11 protein-coding genes and 1 pseudogene are annotated in these 15,613 nt (G+C 70.6%); 8 read left to right on the top strand and 4 right to left on the bottom strand.

Annotated features, from left to right (window positions below; all coding sequences use genetic code 11):
* The 3 genes and pseudogenes from ACFWGZ_RS30570 to ACFWGZ_RS30560 all read right to left on the bottom strand — a co-directional run.
* A pseudogene (locus ACFWGZ_RS30570) lies at positions 1 to 313 on the bottom strand (phospho-sugar mutase); the annotation flags it as partial.
* Positions 310 to 1,101 (bottom strand): purine-nucleoside phosphorylase, encoded by a 792-nt coding sequence (locus ACFWGZ_RS30565; protein WP_382455048.1) that lies wholly within the window; start codon positions 1,099 to 1,101, stop codon positions 310 to 312. The pseudogene ACFWGZ_RS30570 and the gene ACFWGZ_RS30565, both read right to left, overlap by 4 nt.
* 9 nt (positions 1,102 to 1,110) lie before the next feature.
* The gene (locus ACFWGZ_RS30560) at positions 1,111 to 2,745 is read right to left on the bottom strand and encodes a serine/threonine-protein kinase (RefSeq protein ID WP_382455047.1); all 1,635 of its coding nucleotides are present in this window, start codon (positions 2,743 to 2,745) and stop codon (positions 1,111 to 1,113) included.
* A 101-nt stretch (positions 2,746 to 2,846) separates the two neighbouring features.
* On the opposite strand from ACFWGZ_RS30560, the gene ACFWGZ_RS30555 reads away from it, so the two are divergent.
* The 6 genes from ACFWGZ_RS30555 (at position 2,847) to ACFWGZ_RS30530 (ending at position 11,068) form a co-directional block, all read left to right on the top strand.
* Complete coding sequence (locus ACFWGZ_RS30555; protein ID WP_382455046.1) at positions 2,847 to 4,961, top strand: methylmalonyl-CoA mutase family protein; 2,115 nt, start codon at positions 2,847 to 2,849, stop codon at positions 4,959 to 4,961.
* Positions 4,958 to 7,093, top strand: coding sequence for a methylmalonyl-CoA mutase (gene scpA, locus ACFWGZ_RS30550; protein WP_382455045.1), 2,136 nt, complete (start codon positions 4,958 to 4,960; stop codon positions 7,091 to 7,093). The genes ACFWGZ_RS30555 and scpA overlap by 4 nt, the downstream gene beginning before the upstream one ends.
* Positions 7,086 to 8,078, top strand: a complete 993-nt coding sequence (gene meaB / locus ACFWGZ_RS30545) for a methylmalonyl Co-A mutase-associated GTPase MeaB (RefSeq protein WP_382455044.1) — start codon at positions 7,086 to 7,088, stop codon at positions 8,076 to 8,078. Before scpA ends, meaB begins: the two co-directional genes overlap by 8 nt.
* Positions 8,079 to 8,134: 56 nt before the next feature.
* Complete coding sequence (locus ACFWGZ_RS30540) at positions 8,135 to 8,428, top strand: hypothetical protein (RefSeq protein ID WP_382455043.1); 294 nt, start codon at positions 8,135 to 8,137, stop codon at positions 8,426 to 8,428.
* Positions 8,429 to 8,621: 193 nt separating this feature from the next.
* Positions 8,622 to 9,794, top strand: coding sequence for a M20 family metallopeptidase (locus tag ACFWGZ_RS30535; RefSeq protein WP_382455042.1), 1,173 nt, complete (start codon positions 8,622 to 8,624; stop codon positions 9,792 to 9,794).
* Positions 9,791 to 11,068, top strand: a complete 1,278-nt coding sequence (locus ACFWGZ_RS30530; protein ID WP_382455041.1) for an amidohydrolase — start codon at positions 9,791 to 9,793, stop codon at positions 11,066 to 11,068. Before ACFWGZ_RS30535 ends, ACFWGZ_RS30530 begins: the two co-directional genes overlap by 4 nt.
* A gap of 144 nt (positions 11,069 to 11,212) precedes the next feature.
* Here ACFWGZ_RS30530 and ACFWGZ_RS30525 read toward each other — a convergent pair whose 3' ends face one another.
* Positions 11,213 to 12,922 (bottom strand): glycerol-3-phosphate dehydrogenase/oxidase, encoded by a 1,710-nt coding sequence (locus tag ACFWGZ_RS30525; RefSeq protein ID WP_382455049.1) that lies wholly within the window; start codon positions 12,920 to 12,922, stop codon positions 11,213 to 11,215.
* A gap of 287 nt (positions 12,923 to 13,209) precedes the next feature.
* On the opposite strand from ACFWGZ_RS30525, the gene ACFWGZ_RS30520 reads away from it, so the two are divergent.
* Positions 13,210 to 13,953: an MIP/aquaporin family protein gene (locus ACFWGZ_RS30520; RefSeq protein WP_382455040.1), complete on the top strand. Its 744-nt coding sequence runs from the start codon at positions 13,210 to 13,212 to the stop codon at positions 13,951 to 13,953.
* Between the two features lie 13 nt (positions 13,954 to 13,966).
* On the top strand, positions 13,967 to 15,475 hold the full coding sequence (gene glpK, locus ACFWGZ_RS30515; protein WP_382455039.1) for a glycerol kinase GlpK: 1,509 nt from the start codon (positions 13,967 to 13,969) through the stop codon (positions 15,473 to 15,475).
* The last annotated feature ends 138 nt before the right edge of the window (positions 15,476 to 15,613 follow it).

The raw sequence follows: 15,613 nt of genomic DNA, 5'->3' as shown, positions 1-15,613 counted from the left end.
CCTCCGACCCGTGCCGGGCGTCGCGGCCGACGAAGACCACACCGGGCGTCCGCAGCCACGCCGCCAGCCCGGCGGTCGCGCGGACGACGGTGGCGACGTTCATGCCGTTCGTGCCGGCCCGCACCGGCCCGCGCAACCCGGCGGTGCCGAACGTGAGCGGCCCGGCCATGCGGTCCCGGAGGTCCTCGAGCGCGGCGGGGTCGCCGCCCATCGCCCGCGCGAGAACCCCCTGCAGCTCCTCGCGGGTGGCGGAGGAGGGGTCGTCAGCGATCCACCGGAACGTCGCGTCACGCAGTGCCGGCGTCAGGCTCATGCGCGGTCCACCAGCTCGCGCAGCAGCGTGCCCATGCGCTCGGCCGCGGCGGCGCCGGCGTCGAGCACCTCCTGGTGGTTCAGCGGCTCACCGGTGATGCCCGCGGCGAGGTTCGTGACGAGCGACAGCCCGAACACCTCGACGCCCTCGGCCCGCGCGGCGATGGCCTCGTGCACGGTCGACATGCCGACCAGGTCGGCACCCATCGTGCGCAGCATCCGGATCTCGGCGGGCGTCTCGAAGTGCGGGCCCGGCAGACCCGCGTACACGCCCTCCTCCAGCGAGGAGTCGATCTCCTGCGCGAGCGCGCGCAACCGCGGCGAGTACAGGTCCGTGAGGTCCACGAACCGCGCGCCGACCAGCGGCGACAGCGAGGTCAGGTTGAGGTGGTCGGAGATCAGCACCGGCTGCCCGACGGACATGCCCTGGCGCAGGCCACCGGCAGCGTTGGTCAGCACGACCGTCGACACGCCCGCGGCGGCGGCGGTGCGCACGCCGTGCACGACCTTCTGCACGCCCTTGCCCTCGTAGCCGTGGGTGCGGCCGAGGACGACGAGGACCTTCTTGCCGCCCACCTCGACGGAACGGATGGTGCCGCCGTGGCCGAGCGCGGTCGGCGCCTCGAAGCCCGTCAGTTCGCCCACGCCGATCTCGCTGACCGGCTCGCCGATCACGTCGGCGGCGGGCCGCCAGCCGGAGCCGAGCACGATGGCGATGTCGTGCTTGTCGATGCCGGTGCGGCTCTGGATCTCTTCCGCGGCCTTGCCGGCCAGCTCTTCTGGAGTCACCGGCAGATGTTAAACCGGGGCGAACGTCGAGGCGATCGCGTCGAACAGGCGCGCCCTCGCCTCGTCCTCCTGCTCCGTGGGGACGACCACCTCGACGACCCACAGGTCGTTGCCGTAGGGGAGCACGCGGGAGAAGTGCGACCGCCGCAACGTGGTGGGCTCGTCGCCCTCGACCGTGCGGTAGATGAACTGGACGCTGTCCTCGAACCGCGGCCCGGCGAGGTTGGGCGTCGGCACCCGCTCGCCGCCGAAGAACCGGCCGGGCCACCGGGCCTGCACGCCGGAGAAGTACACCTTGATGTCGCGCTTCGGGTAGAAGTCCGGGAACCGGTGCACGGCCGCCTCGTACGCGCCGCTGCCCGACACGAAGTGCACCACCGCCGACGGGGGCAGCCGCGTGTCCGCGGCGCGCTGCTCGGTGTAGGACGTCCAGCTCTGGTCGACGTTCAGCGTGAACTTGCCGCCCTGGTCGCCGATCGCGCTCACCGCGGACGCGGTCCTGGGCTCGAGCGGCGCCGACGTGGGCAGGGTCGGCAGCGACTGCGTCGTCTGCCGGGCCGGCGGCAGCAGCGACTCGCCCGCGGCCAGCCTGGTCAGCGCGAACCCGCCACCGGAGCCCGCCACGAACAGCAGCACCGCCGCGACCAGCACGAGCGCGGAGGCGACCCGGCCGCGTTCGCGGGGCGGCAGCGGCTCGGTGACCAGGAACGGCAGCGGGCCGGGGTCGTCGGCCAGCGGCGCGTCCGGTTCGATCTTCGGCTTGGGCCGCACGACCACCGGCAGCCGCACCGACTCGCGCACCTCGAACGCGTCCGTGCCGGGTTCGGGCAGCAGCGGGTAGACCTGCTTGCGCACCTCGACGAGCGGCAGCCGGTCCGCGGCGTCCTTGCGCATCAGCCCGCTGATCACCGGCGCGAGCCTGCCCGCGCCCGCCGGCACCGGCACGTCGCCGTTGATCACCGCGTTGATGGTCTGCATGACGTTCTTGCCCACGTACGGCGGCTCGCCGGCCATCGCCGCCCACATCGTCGCGCCGAGCGACCAGCGGTCGGCGGCCTCCGACACGTCGCCGCCCTGCGCCACCTCGGGCGCGATGTAGGCGGGCGTGCCGAGCGTGATGCCGCGGGCGGTCATGGTGGCCTCGGCGACGTTGCGCGCGATGCCGAAGTCGGTCAGCTTCACCCGGCCGTCATCGGCGATCAGCACGTTGCCGGGCTTCACGTCCCGGTGCGTGATCCCCGCCCGGTGCGCGGCCGCCAGCGCCGCCGCGACCGCGTCGAGCACCGCGGCGCCCTGCTTCTCGGTGAGGCAGCCCTGCTCCTGCAGCACCTCGCCGAGGCTGCGCGACGGCACCAGTTCCATCACGACGCACGGGTCGCCCTCGTGCTGGACGACGTCGTAGAGCGTCACGAGGTTCGGGTGGGAGAGCGCGGCGACGGCGCGGGCCTCGCGCATCGTCCGTTCCCGCAGGTCGTCCGCGGCCACGTCGGTCATGCCGGGCGGGCGCAGGATCTCCTTGACCGCGACCTGGCGCCGCAGCACCTCGTCGTGAGCGGCCCAGACGGTGCCCATCGAGCCCTGACCGAGCTGGTGCAGCAGTCGATATCTGCCCGCGATCAAGCGCTCCTGGTCACCGTTCTCCACCGGTTCATCATTCCTGAGAGACTCGGGGCGGGTTCACTGCATCGTTAACGGCGGTGAACCTCACATAGCCGTGCCGGTACCGCTCGGCGACACTGCAACGCATGATGGAGTTGGCCTTGCCCGCCGAATTCCGCCCGAACGAGTTCCCCTCGGCGTCGAGGGAACAGTGGCGTGAGCTGGTCGACGCCGTCCTGAGCAAGACCGGCGCGAGCTACGACTCACTGGTCACGCGGACCTACGACGGGATCGAGCTCCAGCCGCTCTACACCCGCGACGACGCCCTCCCGCCGTACGCCCTCGTGCCGGCGAAGCAGGGCTGGGACGTCCGCCAGCGGCACTCCGTGCCCGACCCGGTCGCGGTGATGAACGACCTGGAGGGCGGCGTCACGTCGCTCTGGCTGGCCGTGCCCGCGCCGTCGCTGGAACGCCTGCTCGACGGCGTCCTGCTGGACCTCGCGCCGATCGTGCTCGACGGTTCGGTGGACGCGGCCCGCGCGATGCTGCGGATCTACGACCAGGCGCCGGTGCTCGCCACCGACGTCCGCGGCAACCTCGGGCTGACCCCTTCGGGTGAAGCCCTGGACGTGATCAGGCAGGCCACCTCGACGTTCCCGTCGCTGCGCACGGTCGTGGTGGACGCGCTGCCGTTCCACGACGCGGGCGGCTCCGACACCGAGGAGCTCGGCGCGTCGCTGGCGCTGGCCGTCTCGTACCTGCGCGCCCTGACCTCCGCCGGCCTGTCCGACGCCGACGCGTTCGCGCAGCTGGAGTTCCGCTACGCGGCGACGGCCGACCAGTTCACGACGATCGCGAAACTGCGCGCCGCCCGCCGGCTGTGGGCGCGGGTGGCCGAGGTGTCCGGCGTGCCCGGCGCCGTGCAGGTGCAGCACGCGGTGACGTCGTCGGCGATGATGACCCGCCGCGACCCGTGGGTGAACATGCTGCGCACGACCGTGGCCTGCCTGTCCGCGGGCCTCGGCGGCGCCGACGCGGTGACGGTGCAGCCGTTCGACGCGGCCATCGGGCTGCCGGACGAGTTCGCGCGCCGGATCGCCCGCAACACGCAGAACCTGCTGCTGGAGGAGTCGCACCTCGGCGAGGTGATCGACCCCGCCGCCGGCTCCTGGTACGTGGAACAGCTGACCGAGCAGCTGGCGGCGTCGGCCTGGACCTGGTTCCAGGAGCTGGAACGGGCCGGGGGCCTGCCCGCCGCGAGTGAGCTGGTCCGCGCGCGGATCGCCGGGACCTGGGCCGCGCGGTCGGCCCGGCTGGCGGACCGGAGCGACCCGATCACCGGGGTGAGCGAGTTCCCGAACCTGGGCGAGAAGCCCGTGGTCCGCGCCCCTGTTCCTGCGGTGGCTGCTGGGGTTCCTGAGGTGGCTGCGGCTGGGGTTCCTGAGGCGGCTGCGGCTGGGACTCCCGAGGCGGCCGCAGCTGGTGTTCCCGAGGCGGCTGCGGCTGGGACTCCCGAGGCGGCCGCAGCTGGTGTTCCCAAGGCCGCCGCCGCTGGGGTTTCCGAGGTGGCTGCCGTTGGGGTTCCTGAGGTGGCTGCTGCTGGCGTTCCCGAGGCGGCTGCGGCTGGGACTCCCGACGCTGCTGCGGCTGGGGTTCCCAAGGCCGCCGCCGCTGCGACTCCCGAGGCCGCCGCCGCTGGGGTTTCCGAGTCCGCTGCCGCTGGCGTTCCCGAGGCGGTTCCCGGCTCCGGGATCGATGCAGATTCGCGGGCCCCCTGGGGGGATCCACCCCCCATCCCAAGTGTCTCAAGCGGGTCTGACAGTTTCGGGCTGCCGCGGGTGCGTTATGCACAGGCCTTCGAGGAGTTGCGCGACCTCGCCGACGCCCAGCCGGAACGGCCGCGGGTCTTCCTGGCCACGCTCGGTCCGGTGGCCGCGCACACCGCGCGGGCGACCTTCGCCGCCAACCTCTTCAACGCGGGCGGCTTCGCCACCCCGGACGCGGGCCCGACGAAGTCCCCGGACGAGGTCGCGGCCAGGTTCGCGGAGTCGGGAGCCAGGATCGCGGTCCTGTGCGGCAGCGAGTCCAGCTACTCCGACCAGGCGGTGGCGACCGTCCGGGCGTTGCGCGACGCCGGCGCCGAGCGGGTGCTCCTGGCCGGCAAGAAGACCGACGCGGACGTCGACGGCCAGGTCTACGCCGGCTGCCCCGCGCTGGAGATCCTCACCAGCACCTACCAGCACCTGGGAGTGGAGCGATGATCCCCAACTTCGCGGACGTCGACCTCGGCCCGCTGCCGTCGGCGGAGTACGAGGCCGATCTGCCGGTGTGGGAGACGCCGGAGGGGATCGCGGTCAAGCCGGTGTACGGGCCGCAGGACATCGACGGTCTGGATTTCCTGGAGACCTTTCCCGGTGTGGCGCCGTTTCTGCGTGGCCCGTATCCGACGATGTATGTGAACCAGCCGTGGACGGTGCGTCAGTACGCGGGGTTCTCGACGGCGGAGGAGTCGAACGCTTTCTACCGGCGCAACCTCGCGGCCGGGCAGAAGGGGCTCAGTGTCGCGTTCGACCTGGCCACGCACCGCGGTTACGACTCCGACCACCCGCGTGTCGCGGGTGATGTGGGCATGGCCGGGGTGGCGATCGACTCGATCTACGACATGCGCACCCTGTTCGACGGGATTCCGCTGGACAGGATGTCGGTGTCGATGACGATGAACGGCGCGGTGCTGCCGATCCTGGCGTTGTTCGTGGTGGCGGCGGAGGAGCAGGGGGTGAAGCCGGAGCAGCTCATGGGGACCATCCAGAACGACATCCTCAAGGAGTTCATGGTCCGCAACACCTACATCTACCCGCCGGCGCAGTCGATGCGGATCATCTCCGACATCTTCTCCTACACCTCCCAGCACATGCCGAAGTTCAACTCCATCTCCATCTCCGGCTACCACATGCAGGAAGCCGGCGCGACAGCCGACCTCGAACTCGCCTACACCCTCGCCGACGGCGTCGAGTACATCCGCGCGGGCAAGGCGGCGGGCTTGGACGTGGACCGGTTCGCACCGCGGTTGAGCTTCTTCTGGGCGATCGGCATGAACTACTTCATGGAGATCGCCAAGATGCGCGCCGCCCGTCTGCTGTGGGCCAAGCTCGTCAACGACTTCGAACCCACGTCACCGAAATCGCTGAGCCTGCGCACCCACTGCCAGACGTCCGGCTGGAGCCTCACCGCTCAGGACGTGTTCAACAACGTCGCCCGCACCTGCGTCGAAGCGATGGCCGCGACGCAGGGGCACACGCAGTCGTTGCACACCAACGCACTCGACGAAGCCCTCGCCCTCCCCACGGACTTCTCCGCGCGTATCGCCCGCAACACCCAGCTGCTGCTGCAGCAGGAGTCCGGCACGACGCGTGTGATCGACCCGTGGGGTGGCAGTGCGTATGTCGAGCGTCTGACGTATGAGCTTGCGGGCAAGGCGTGGGAGCACATCACCGAGGTCGAGAAGGCCGGCGGTATGGCCCGTGCGATCGACGAGGGCATTCCCAAGCTGCGCATCGAGGAAGCCGCGGCCCGCACCCAGGCCCGCATCGACTCCGGCCGTCAGCCGGTGATCGGGGTCAACAAGTACCGGGTGACCGACGACGAGCAGATCGACGTCCTCAAGGTCGACAACGCCGGGGTGCGCGCCCAGCAGCTCGACAAACTCCGCCGGTTGAGGGAAGAACGCGACCAGTCCTCTGTGGACAGTGCGCTCGACGCGCTCACCAGGGCCGCCGGCGGTGGGGGGAACCTGCTGGAGCTGGCGATCGACGCCGCCCGCGCCAAGGCCACCGTCGGCGAGATCTCCGAGTCGCTCGGCAAGGTCTGGGGCCGCCACTCCGCGCAGATCCGCACCATCACCGGCGTCTACCGGCAGGAGGTCGGCCCAGTGTCCAACGTGGACGCCTGCCGTGAGGTCGTCGAGACCTTCTCCGAACACGAAGGCCGCCGCCCCCGCATCCTCGTCGCCAAAATGGGACAGGACGGCCACGACCGCGGCCAGAAAGTCATCGCCACCGCCTTCGCCGACCTCGGCTTCGACGTCGACGTCGGCCCCCTGTTCCAAACACCGGACGAAGTCGCCCGCCAGGCCACCGAAGCCGACGTGCACATCGTCGGCGTCTCCTCACTGGCAGCCGGGCACCTCACCCTGGTCCCCGCACTCAAGCAGGCGCTCGCCGACCTCGGCCGCGAGGACATCATGATCGTCGTCGGCGGCGTGATCCCGCCGCAGGACTTCGCCGAGCTGTACGAGGCGGGTGCCGCGGCGATCTTCCCGCCCGGCACGGTGATCGCGGACGCGGCGAAGGACCTGCTGGTGAAGCTCGCGGGTCAACTCGGCCACGATGCCTAGGCAGATCGACGTCGCCGAGTACGCGAAGGGCGTGCTCGGCGGCAACCGGGGCGTGCTCGCGCGGGCGATCACGCTGGTCGAGTCGACGCGCGCCGACCACCGGGCCAAAGCCCAGGAACTGCTCGTCGAGCTGCTGCCGAAGTCGGGCGACGCGATCCGCGTCGGCATCACCGGCGTGCCCGGCGTGGGCAAGTCGACGTTCATCGACGCCCTCGGCACCGCGCTGACCGAGCAGGGCCACCGGGTCGCGGTGCTCGCCGTCGACCCGTCGTCCACCCGCACCGGCGGCAGCATCCTGGGCGACAAGACGCGCATGCAGCGGCTGTCGGTGAACGAGAACGCGTTCATCCGGCCGTCTCCGACCTCCGGCACGCTCGGCGGCGTCGCGCAGGCCACCCGCGAGACGATCGTGCTGGTCGAGGCGGCCGGGTTCGACGTCGTGCTGGTCGAGACCGTCGGCGTCGGGCAGTCCGAGGTCGCCGTGGCGAACATGACGGACTGCTCGCTGTTCCTGACGCTCGCGCGCACCGGCGACCAGCTCCAGGGCATCAAGAAGGGCATCCTCGAGCTCGCGGACGTCATCGCGGTCAACAAGGCCGACGGCGAGCACGAGCTGGACGCCCGCAAGGCGGCCCGCGAACTGGCCGGGGCGCTCCGGCTGCTGCGCCCGCCGGACGCGGTGTGGCACCCGCCGGTGCTCACCTGCTCCGGCCTCACCGGAGCCGGTCTCGACGAGCTCTGGTCCCGCGTGCTGGAACACCGGCGGACCCTGGAGGGCGCCGGCGAGCTGGACGAACGGCGGCGCCGCCAGCAGGTCGACTGGACCTGGATGATGGTCCACGACGAACTGCGCCGGCAGGTCCGCGAGAGCGCCGCCGTGCGGTCGCTGACCCCCTCCGTGGTGGAGAAGGTGCGGTCGGGGGAGCTCACCGCCACCCTCGCCGCCGAGCAGATTCTGAGGGCGTTTCGATCGGACTCTCGGTAGGCGCTTAACTAGTTTGGGTGACCATCGAACGTGGTATTCGAGGTAGAGTTCAGGCCATGTCGAGGTTGCTGCTGGCCTGCGTGTTCGCGCTGATGAGCGTTGTCGGGATCGCCGGTGTGGCGTCCGCGCAAGAGGCCGTGAACGCGCCGTTGGCCGCGCAGCAGACGACAGCGGTGAACCCGGCTCCCAGCGTGAACGCGCCGCAGGAGCCGTCTCCGGAAGAGCGGGCGGAGACCAAGCGCAAGCTGTGGATGGGCGGCATCGCCGTGTTGCTGTTCGTGCTGGTCTACTACCGCAACAAGAAGCGGTGGGCCGTGTGGCGCAAGGAGCGCAAGGCCAAGAAGGGCTGAGTCCGGCTGAGACGGTTCTTCCCATCTGATGGGACGTAATAGTCAAAGTTAAGCGTGGCTCTCGACCCTTTGCGTCATCGTTGATCGGTCAGACCGAAACTCGCTCGCCGCTCGGCGCAGCGCTGCGACCGGCCGTCCGATTGATCATCATCAGCGCGCCGCGTCCTCCAGGTGGTGATGCAGGATGGTGGCAATGGGTACCGACTTGAAGATCAGCACGCGCTCGGCCGTCGAGCGGTACTCGGATGCCCTGCTGGACCTCTCGCACTCGATCCACGCCGAACCAGAGCTGGCCTTCGAGGAGCACCGCAGCGTCGAGAAGATCACGTCGTTGCTGGTCGGGGAGGGTTTCGAGGTCGAGCGCGGTGTCGCTGGACTGGACACGGCCTTCGTCGCCACCTTCGGCGACGGCGAGCTGGTGCTGGCGCTGTGTGCCGAGTACGACGCTCTGCCCGAAGTCGGGCACGCGTGCGGTCACAACGTCATCGCCGCCGCCTCCGTCGGCGCCGGTCTCGCCCTGCGTGACGTCGCCGACCAGCTGGGTGTCACCGTGAAGGTGATCGGCACGCCGGCCGAAGAGGTCGGCGGCGGCAAGGTGCTCATGCTGGAACGGGGCGTGTTCGACGACGTCTCGCTCTCGATGATGGTGCACCCGGCGCCGTACGAGTCGTGCGCCGCGAAGTCGCTGGCCATCACCGACCTGAAGGTGCACTACACGGGCAAGCCGTCGCACGCGGCCGCCGCGCCCCACCTGGGCGTCAACGCCGCGGACGCGGTCACGATCGCGCAGCTGTCGATCAGCCTGCTGCGGCAGCACTTCGAGCCCGGCCAGATGGTGAGCGGCATCGTCACCCACGGCGGTACCGTGCCGAACGTAATACCCGCCCGCGCGTCGGCGATGTTCGACGTGAGGGCGGAGAACCTGGAATCGTTGCAGCGTCTGGAGAACCGGATCCGGGACTGCTTCAGAGCCGGCGCGCTCGCGACCGGCTGCACCCATGAGGTCGAGCAGGTGTCACCGATCTACGCCGAGCTGACTCCCGACCAGTGGCTGGCCGACGCCTACCGGCGCGCGGCCACCGAGCTGGGACGACGCCCCCTCTCGCCGGAGCAGGAGCAGCGGGAGAAGATCGGCAGCACCGACATGGGCAACGTGACACGAGTGTTGCCCGCCATCCACCCGACCATCGCCATCGACTGCGGAGACGCGGTGAACCACCAACAAGAGTTCGCGACCGCCTGTGCCTCGGCGTCGGCCGACCGTGCGCTCCTCGACGGAGCACTTGCCATGGCTTGGACGACGATCGCGACAGCCACCGATTCCCAGCAGCGCGCACGGCTGCTGGCCCGCGGAGGTGCGGCATGACGGTTCTGGACTCCCGGCCCTCGGGTCCCTCAACTGTGAAGACTTCCCCTGAGATGCTCGTCGGCCCCACCGGGGTGAGCATGTCTGGTGTGGATGATCTCGGAGACGGTCGCGGCCCCGCGTGGCTCGACGACTGGCTGAAGGTGCACGCCGCCGACGTCGTCGCCTGGCGCCGCCACATCCACTCCCACCCAGAGCTCTCCCGGCGCGAGTACAACACCACCGAACTGGTGGCCAAGCTGCTGCGCGAGGTCGGCCTCAAGCCGCGCATCCTCCCCGGCGGCACGGGCATGGTCTGCGACATCGGCAGCGGCCCCCGCTGCGTCGCCCTGCGCGCCGACATGGACGCCCTCCCGCTGCACGAGAACACCGGCCTGCCGTTCGGTTCCACTGTGGACGGGGTGTCGCACGCGTGCGGCCACGACGCCCACACGACGATCCTGCTCGCCACGGCCCTCGCGCTCGCCTCGGCCACGGAGCTCCCCGGCCGCGTCCGCCTGGTCTTCCAGCCGGCGGAGGAGGTCATGCCCGGCGGCGCGCTCGACGTGCTGGCGGCGGGCGGCCTCGACGGCGTGGAGCGCATCTTCGGCCTGCACTGCGACCCGCGCCTGCAGGTCGGCCGCGTGGGCACCCGCATCGGCGCCATCACGTCGGCCTCCGACCTGCTGGAACTGCGGCTCAACTCGCCGGGCGGCCACACCTCGCGCCCGCACCTGACCGCGGACCTGGTCCACGCCCTCGGCACGGTCATCACCGGCCTGCCGACGATGCTGTCGCGCCGCGTCGACCCCCGCTCCGGCACCGTCCTGGTGTGGGGCGCGGTCCACGCGGGTGAGGCGCCCAACGCGGTGCCGCAGGACGGCCTGCTGCGCGGCACGCTGCGCACCGGCGACCGCGACATCTGGGCCGAGCTGGAGCCGCTGGTCAAGGACCTGGTCACCGGGCTGCTGGCACCCACGGGCGTCGGCTTCGACCTGCACCACCGCCGCGGCGTGCCGCCGGTGGTCAACGAACGCGAGTCGACGCAGATCCTGCGGGCGGGCATCGAGGCCGCCCTGGGTGACGACGCGCTGGCCGGCACCGAGCAGTCCTCCGGCGGCGAGGACTTCGGCTGGTACCTGGAGCACGTGCCCGGTTCGTTCGCGCGCCTCGGCGTGTGGAACGGGGTGGAGAAGCAGCGGGACCTGCACCAGCCGACGTTCGACCTGGACGAGCGCGCGCTCCTCGTGGGCGTCCGCGTCATGGTCCACACGGCGCTGGCCGCACTGGCCTGACCCGTCCCGGAAGGCCCCCGGAACCAGTTCCGGGGGCCTTCCGCGTGCTCAGAGCAGGACCGGCTCCACGTGCGCGGTGTCGTGCCGTGTGCCAGCGAGGCCGAGCCTGCGGAAGATCAGGCCTCGCGGATCGGCACGCCGTGGTCAGGTCACCGGTTCGGTCAACTGGGGACGCGCTTCCGGGGCCGCCGCGCGGACCGCGTCCGCCGCCTGGTCGTCCGCCTTCGTCTGCGACGTGCGCTCGGACTCGACGCGGGCGTTGTAGACCTCGACCTCGCGCTTGATCGTGTCCTCGTCCCAGCCGAGCACCGGCGCGACCAGCCTCGCCACCGCCTCCGCCGAGTCGACGCCGCGGTGGGCGTACTCGATGGAGATGCGGGTGCGCCTGGTCAGCACGTCCTCCAGGTGCATCGCGCCCTCGTGCGAAGCCGCGTACACCGCCTCCACCTGCAGGTAGTCGGGGGAGGCCGGGATCGGCTTGAGCAGTTCCTGGTCGTCCGCGGCCAGCGACAGCACCTCGTGCACGAGCGAGCCGTAGCGGTCGAGCAGGTGCCGGACGCGGTACGGGTGCAGGCCGTGCTTGGCCGCCAACTGGTCGGCCTGGTTGACCAGCGCGTGGTAGCCGTCGGCGCCGACGAGCGGCACCTTGTCCGTGATCGACGGCTGGATCCGGCCCGGCAGGTCGACGTGCGCCGCGTCGACGGCGTCCGCGCCCATCACCCGGTACGTCGTGTACTTGCCGCCCGCGATCGCCACCAGGCCGGGCGCCACCCGTGCCACGGCGTGCTCGCGCGACAGCTTCGACGTCGAGTCGGACTCGCCCGCGAGCAACGGCCGCAGGCCCGCGTAGACGCCCTCGATGTCGTCGTGCGTCAACGGCGTCGCGAGGACCGAGTTGACGTGCTCGAGGATGTAGTCGATGTCGTGCTTGGTCGCCGCGGGGTGCGCCAGGTCGAGGTTCCAGTCCGTGTCGGTGGTGCCGACGATCCAGTGGTTGCGCCACGGGATCACGAACAGCACGGACTTCTCGGTGCGCAGGATCATCCCGGACTCGGCGACGATCCGGTCGCGGGGGACGACGATGTGCACGCCCTTCGACGCGCGCACCCGGAACCGGCCGCGCGAGCCGGACAGGTGCTGCAGCTCGTCGGTCCACACGCCGGTCGCGTTGATCACCGCGTGCGCCCGCACGTCGACCTCGCGGCCGTCCTCCACATCGCGCACCCGCACGCCGGACACCCGGTCCGCCTCGCGCAGGAAGCCGACGACCTGCGTCGACGTGCGCACGACGGCACCGTAGTGGGCGGCGGTGCGGCCGACCATCATCGTGTGCCGGGCGTCGTCGGCCTGGGCGTCGTAGTAGCGGATGCCGCCGATCAGCGCGTCCCGCTTCAGCGCCGGGACCAGCCGCAGCGCGCCCGCGCGGGTGAGGTGCTTCTGGCCGGGAACGGACCGGGCGCCGCCCATCGTGTCGTAGAGGAACAGGCCGGCCGCCGTGTACGGGCGCTCCCAGACCCGGTTCGACAGCGGGTAGAGGAACGGCACGGGCTTCACCAGGTGCGGGGCGATGCGGGTGAGCATGAGCTCGCGTTCGCGCAGCGCCTCGCGGACCAGCCCGAACTCGAGCTGCTCCAGGTAGCGCAGGCCGCCGTGGAAGAGCTTGGACGACCGGCTGGACGTGCCGGACGCCAGGTCGCGGGCCTCGACCAGCGCCACCCGCAGGCCGCGCGTGGCCGCGTCGAGCGCCGCGCCGACGCCGACGACACCACCGCCGACCACGACGAGGTCGAACGTCTCGTTTTCCAGCCGTTGCCACGACTCCTCGCGCTCGGCGGGGCCCAGCCTGCCGGTGATCGGCGGAGCGCTGGGGGTGTGCGGTGCTGCAGCTGGGTTCCTTCGCGTGGCCACGACAGGCGCCTCCCTGTGACGACTCGCGGATCACGTTACCTGCAGCAACGCCCGTTCGCCGATGGGCGGGCCCGCCAGGACCCAACGGCCTGAAAACGGCCCATGCACGGGCACTTGGCATGGACAACCGATCACCGCGGTAATAGCGTCCGACCTCGTTGTAGGCGGGCGGCGCGGCCCTGACCTCAGGTGTTGCGCGCTCTCCTCAGGCCGCAAAGCACGGGAGGTCGGCAATGAGTGCAGGCTCGATCTTCGTCTGGGAGATGCTGGGGACCGCCGTCCTCATCCTCCTGGGCACCGGTGTAGTCGCGAACCAAGTGCTCAAGGACACCCTCGGCAACAGCACCGGTTTCCTGTTCGTCAACGTCGGCTGGGCCTTCGCCGTCTTCACGGGCGCCAGCATCGCCAACCCGAGCGGGGCGCACCTCAACCCCGCCGTCACCCTGGGACTCGCGATCGCGGACAAGACTCCGTGGGGCGACGTTCCCGTCTACATCCTCGGACAGATGGTCGGCGCGGTCATCGGTGCGATGCTCTGCTGGGCGACTTACAAGCTCCAGTTCGACACGCACGACGAGCCGCAGAACACGCTCGGCATCTTCTCCACCGGTCCCACGGTGCCCAACGCGGCGTGGAACCTCGTCTCCGAGATCATCGGCACGTTCGTGCTGGTGGTGTGGATCCTGCTGTCGCCGGGCGCCAAGGTGGCCGTCGACGGCGTGCCGACGTTCGGCAACTCGGCCCTCGGGTACGCCGCCGTCGCGTTCGTCGTCCTGGTGATCGGTACCTCGCTCGGTGGCCCGACGGGCTACGCCATCAACCCGGCGCGCGACCTCGGTCCGCGCATCGCCTACGCCTTCCTCATGCCGATCCGCAACAAGGGCAACGCCAACTGGAGCTACTCGTGGGTGCCCGTCGTGGGCCCGCTCGTGGGTGGCGCACTGGCTGCGTTGCTCTACCTGGTTCTCCCGGTCTGAAAGGACTTCTCGCATGACCCAGTACGTGGCCGCGATCGACCAGGGCACCACGTCGACGCGTTGCATGATCTTCGACCACTCGGGCCGGGTGGTGTCGGTCGACCAGAAGGAGCACGAGCAGATCTTCCCGAAGGCCGGCTGGGTCGAGCACGACCCGAAGGAGGTCTGGCAGAACACCCGCCAGGTCGCCGCGGGCGCGCTCGCCAAGGCCGATCTGTCCACTTCGGACATCGTCGCCGTCGGCATCACCAACCAGCGCGAGACCGCGGTGGTGTGGGACAAGAACACCGGCGAACCCGTCTACAACGCGATCGTCTGGCAGGACACCCGCACCGACAAGATCGTCACGGAGCTGGGCAACCTCGGCGGCGGCCAGGAGCGCTACCGGGCCAAGGTCGGCCTGCCGCTCGCGACCTACTTCTCCGGGCCGAAGGTCCGCTGGATCCTCGACAACGTCGAGGGCGCGCGGGAGAAGGCCGAGGCGGGCGACCTGCTGTTCGGCAACATGGACACGTGGGTGCTGTGGAACATGACGGGCGGGACGAGCGGCGGCGTGCACGTCACCGACCCGACGAACGCCTCGCGCACCATGCTGATGGACCTCGACACGCTGCAGTGGGACTCCTCGATCGCCGAGGACATGGGCATCCCGATGTCGATGCTGCCGGAGATCCGCTCGTCGTCCGAGGTCTACGGCCAGGTGCGCGAACGCGGCGCGCTCGCCGGAGTGCCGATCGCCGGCATCCTCGGCGACCAGCAGGCGGCGACGTTCGGCCAGGCCTGCCTCTCGCCCGGTGAGGCCAAGAACACCTACGGCACCGGCAACTTCATGCTGCTCAACACCGGCACCGAGAAGGTGATGAGCGAGAACGGGTTGCTCACCACCATCTGCTACAAGATCGGTGATGCCGCGCCGGTCTACGCGCTCGAGGGCTCGATCGCCGTCACCGGCTCGCTGGTGCAGTGGCTGCGCGACAACCTCGGCATGATCGGGTCGGCCGCCGAGATCGAGGAGCACGCCAAGTCCGTGGAGGACAACGGCGGCGCGTACTTCGTGCCGGCGTTCTCGGGGCTCTTCGCGCCCTACTGGCGGTCCGACGCCCGCGGCGCGATCGTGGGCCTCACCCGGTTCGTCAACAAGGGCCACCTCGCGCGGGCCGTGCTGGAGGCGACCGCCTTCCAGACCCGGGAGGTGCTCGACGCGATGAACGCCGACTCGGGCGTCGACCTGACCGCGTTGAAGGTCGACGGCGGCATGGTCGTGAACGAGCTGCTGATGCAGTTCCAGGCGGACATCCTCGGTGTGCCGGTGATCAGGCCGGTCGTGTCGGAGACCACCGCGCTGGGCGCCGCCTACGCGGCCGGTCTCGCGGTCGGGTTCTGGAAGTCGGAGGACGACATCCGCGAGAACTGGGCCGAGGACAAGAAGTGGGAGCCGCAGATGGACTCCGAGCGCCGCGACTCGGAGTACAAGAACTGGAAGAAGGCCGTGTCGAAGACCTTCGACTGGGTCGAGGACTGACCTTTTGGTCGCTGCTCCGCAGACTTCGGCGAGTTCGCTGGGAAGCCAGTGCGAACTCGCGAAACAGCGGCGCCGCGCCGCCCGGGGTCCGGCCCGTCTCGTATAAACAACACCGAGCCCCCCAGACCGAGCTATATA

Origin of the sequence: Lentzea sp. NPDC060358 (assembly GCF_042725365.1) — a bacterium.
Lineage (GTDB): Bacteria > Actinomycetota > Actinomycetes > Mycobacteriales > Pseudonocardiaceae > Lentzea.
Note: the sequence above shows the minus strand (reverse complement) of the source record. Positions and strands in the feature narration are given on the sequence as shown.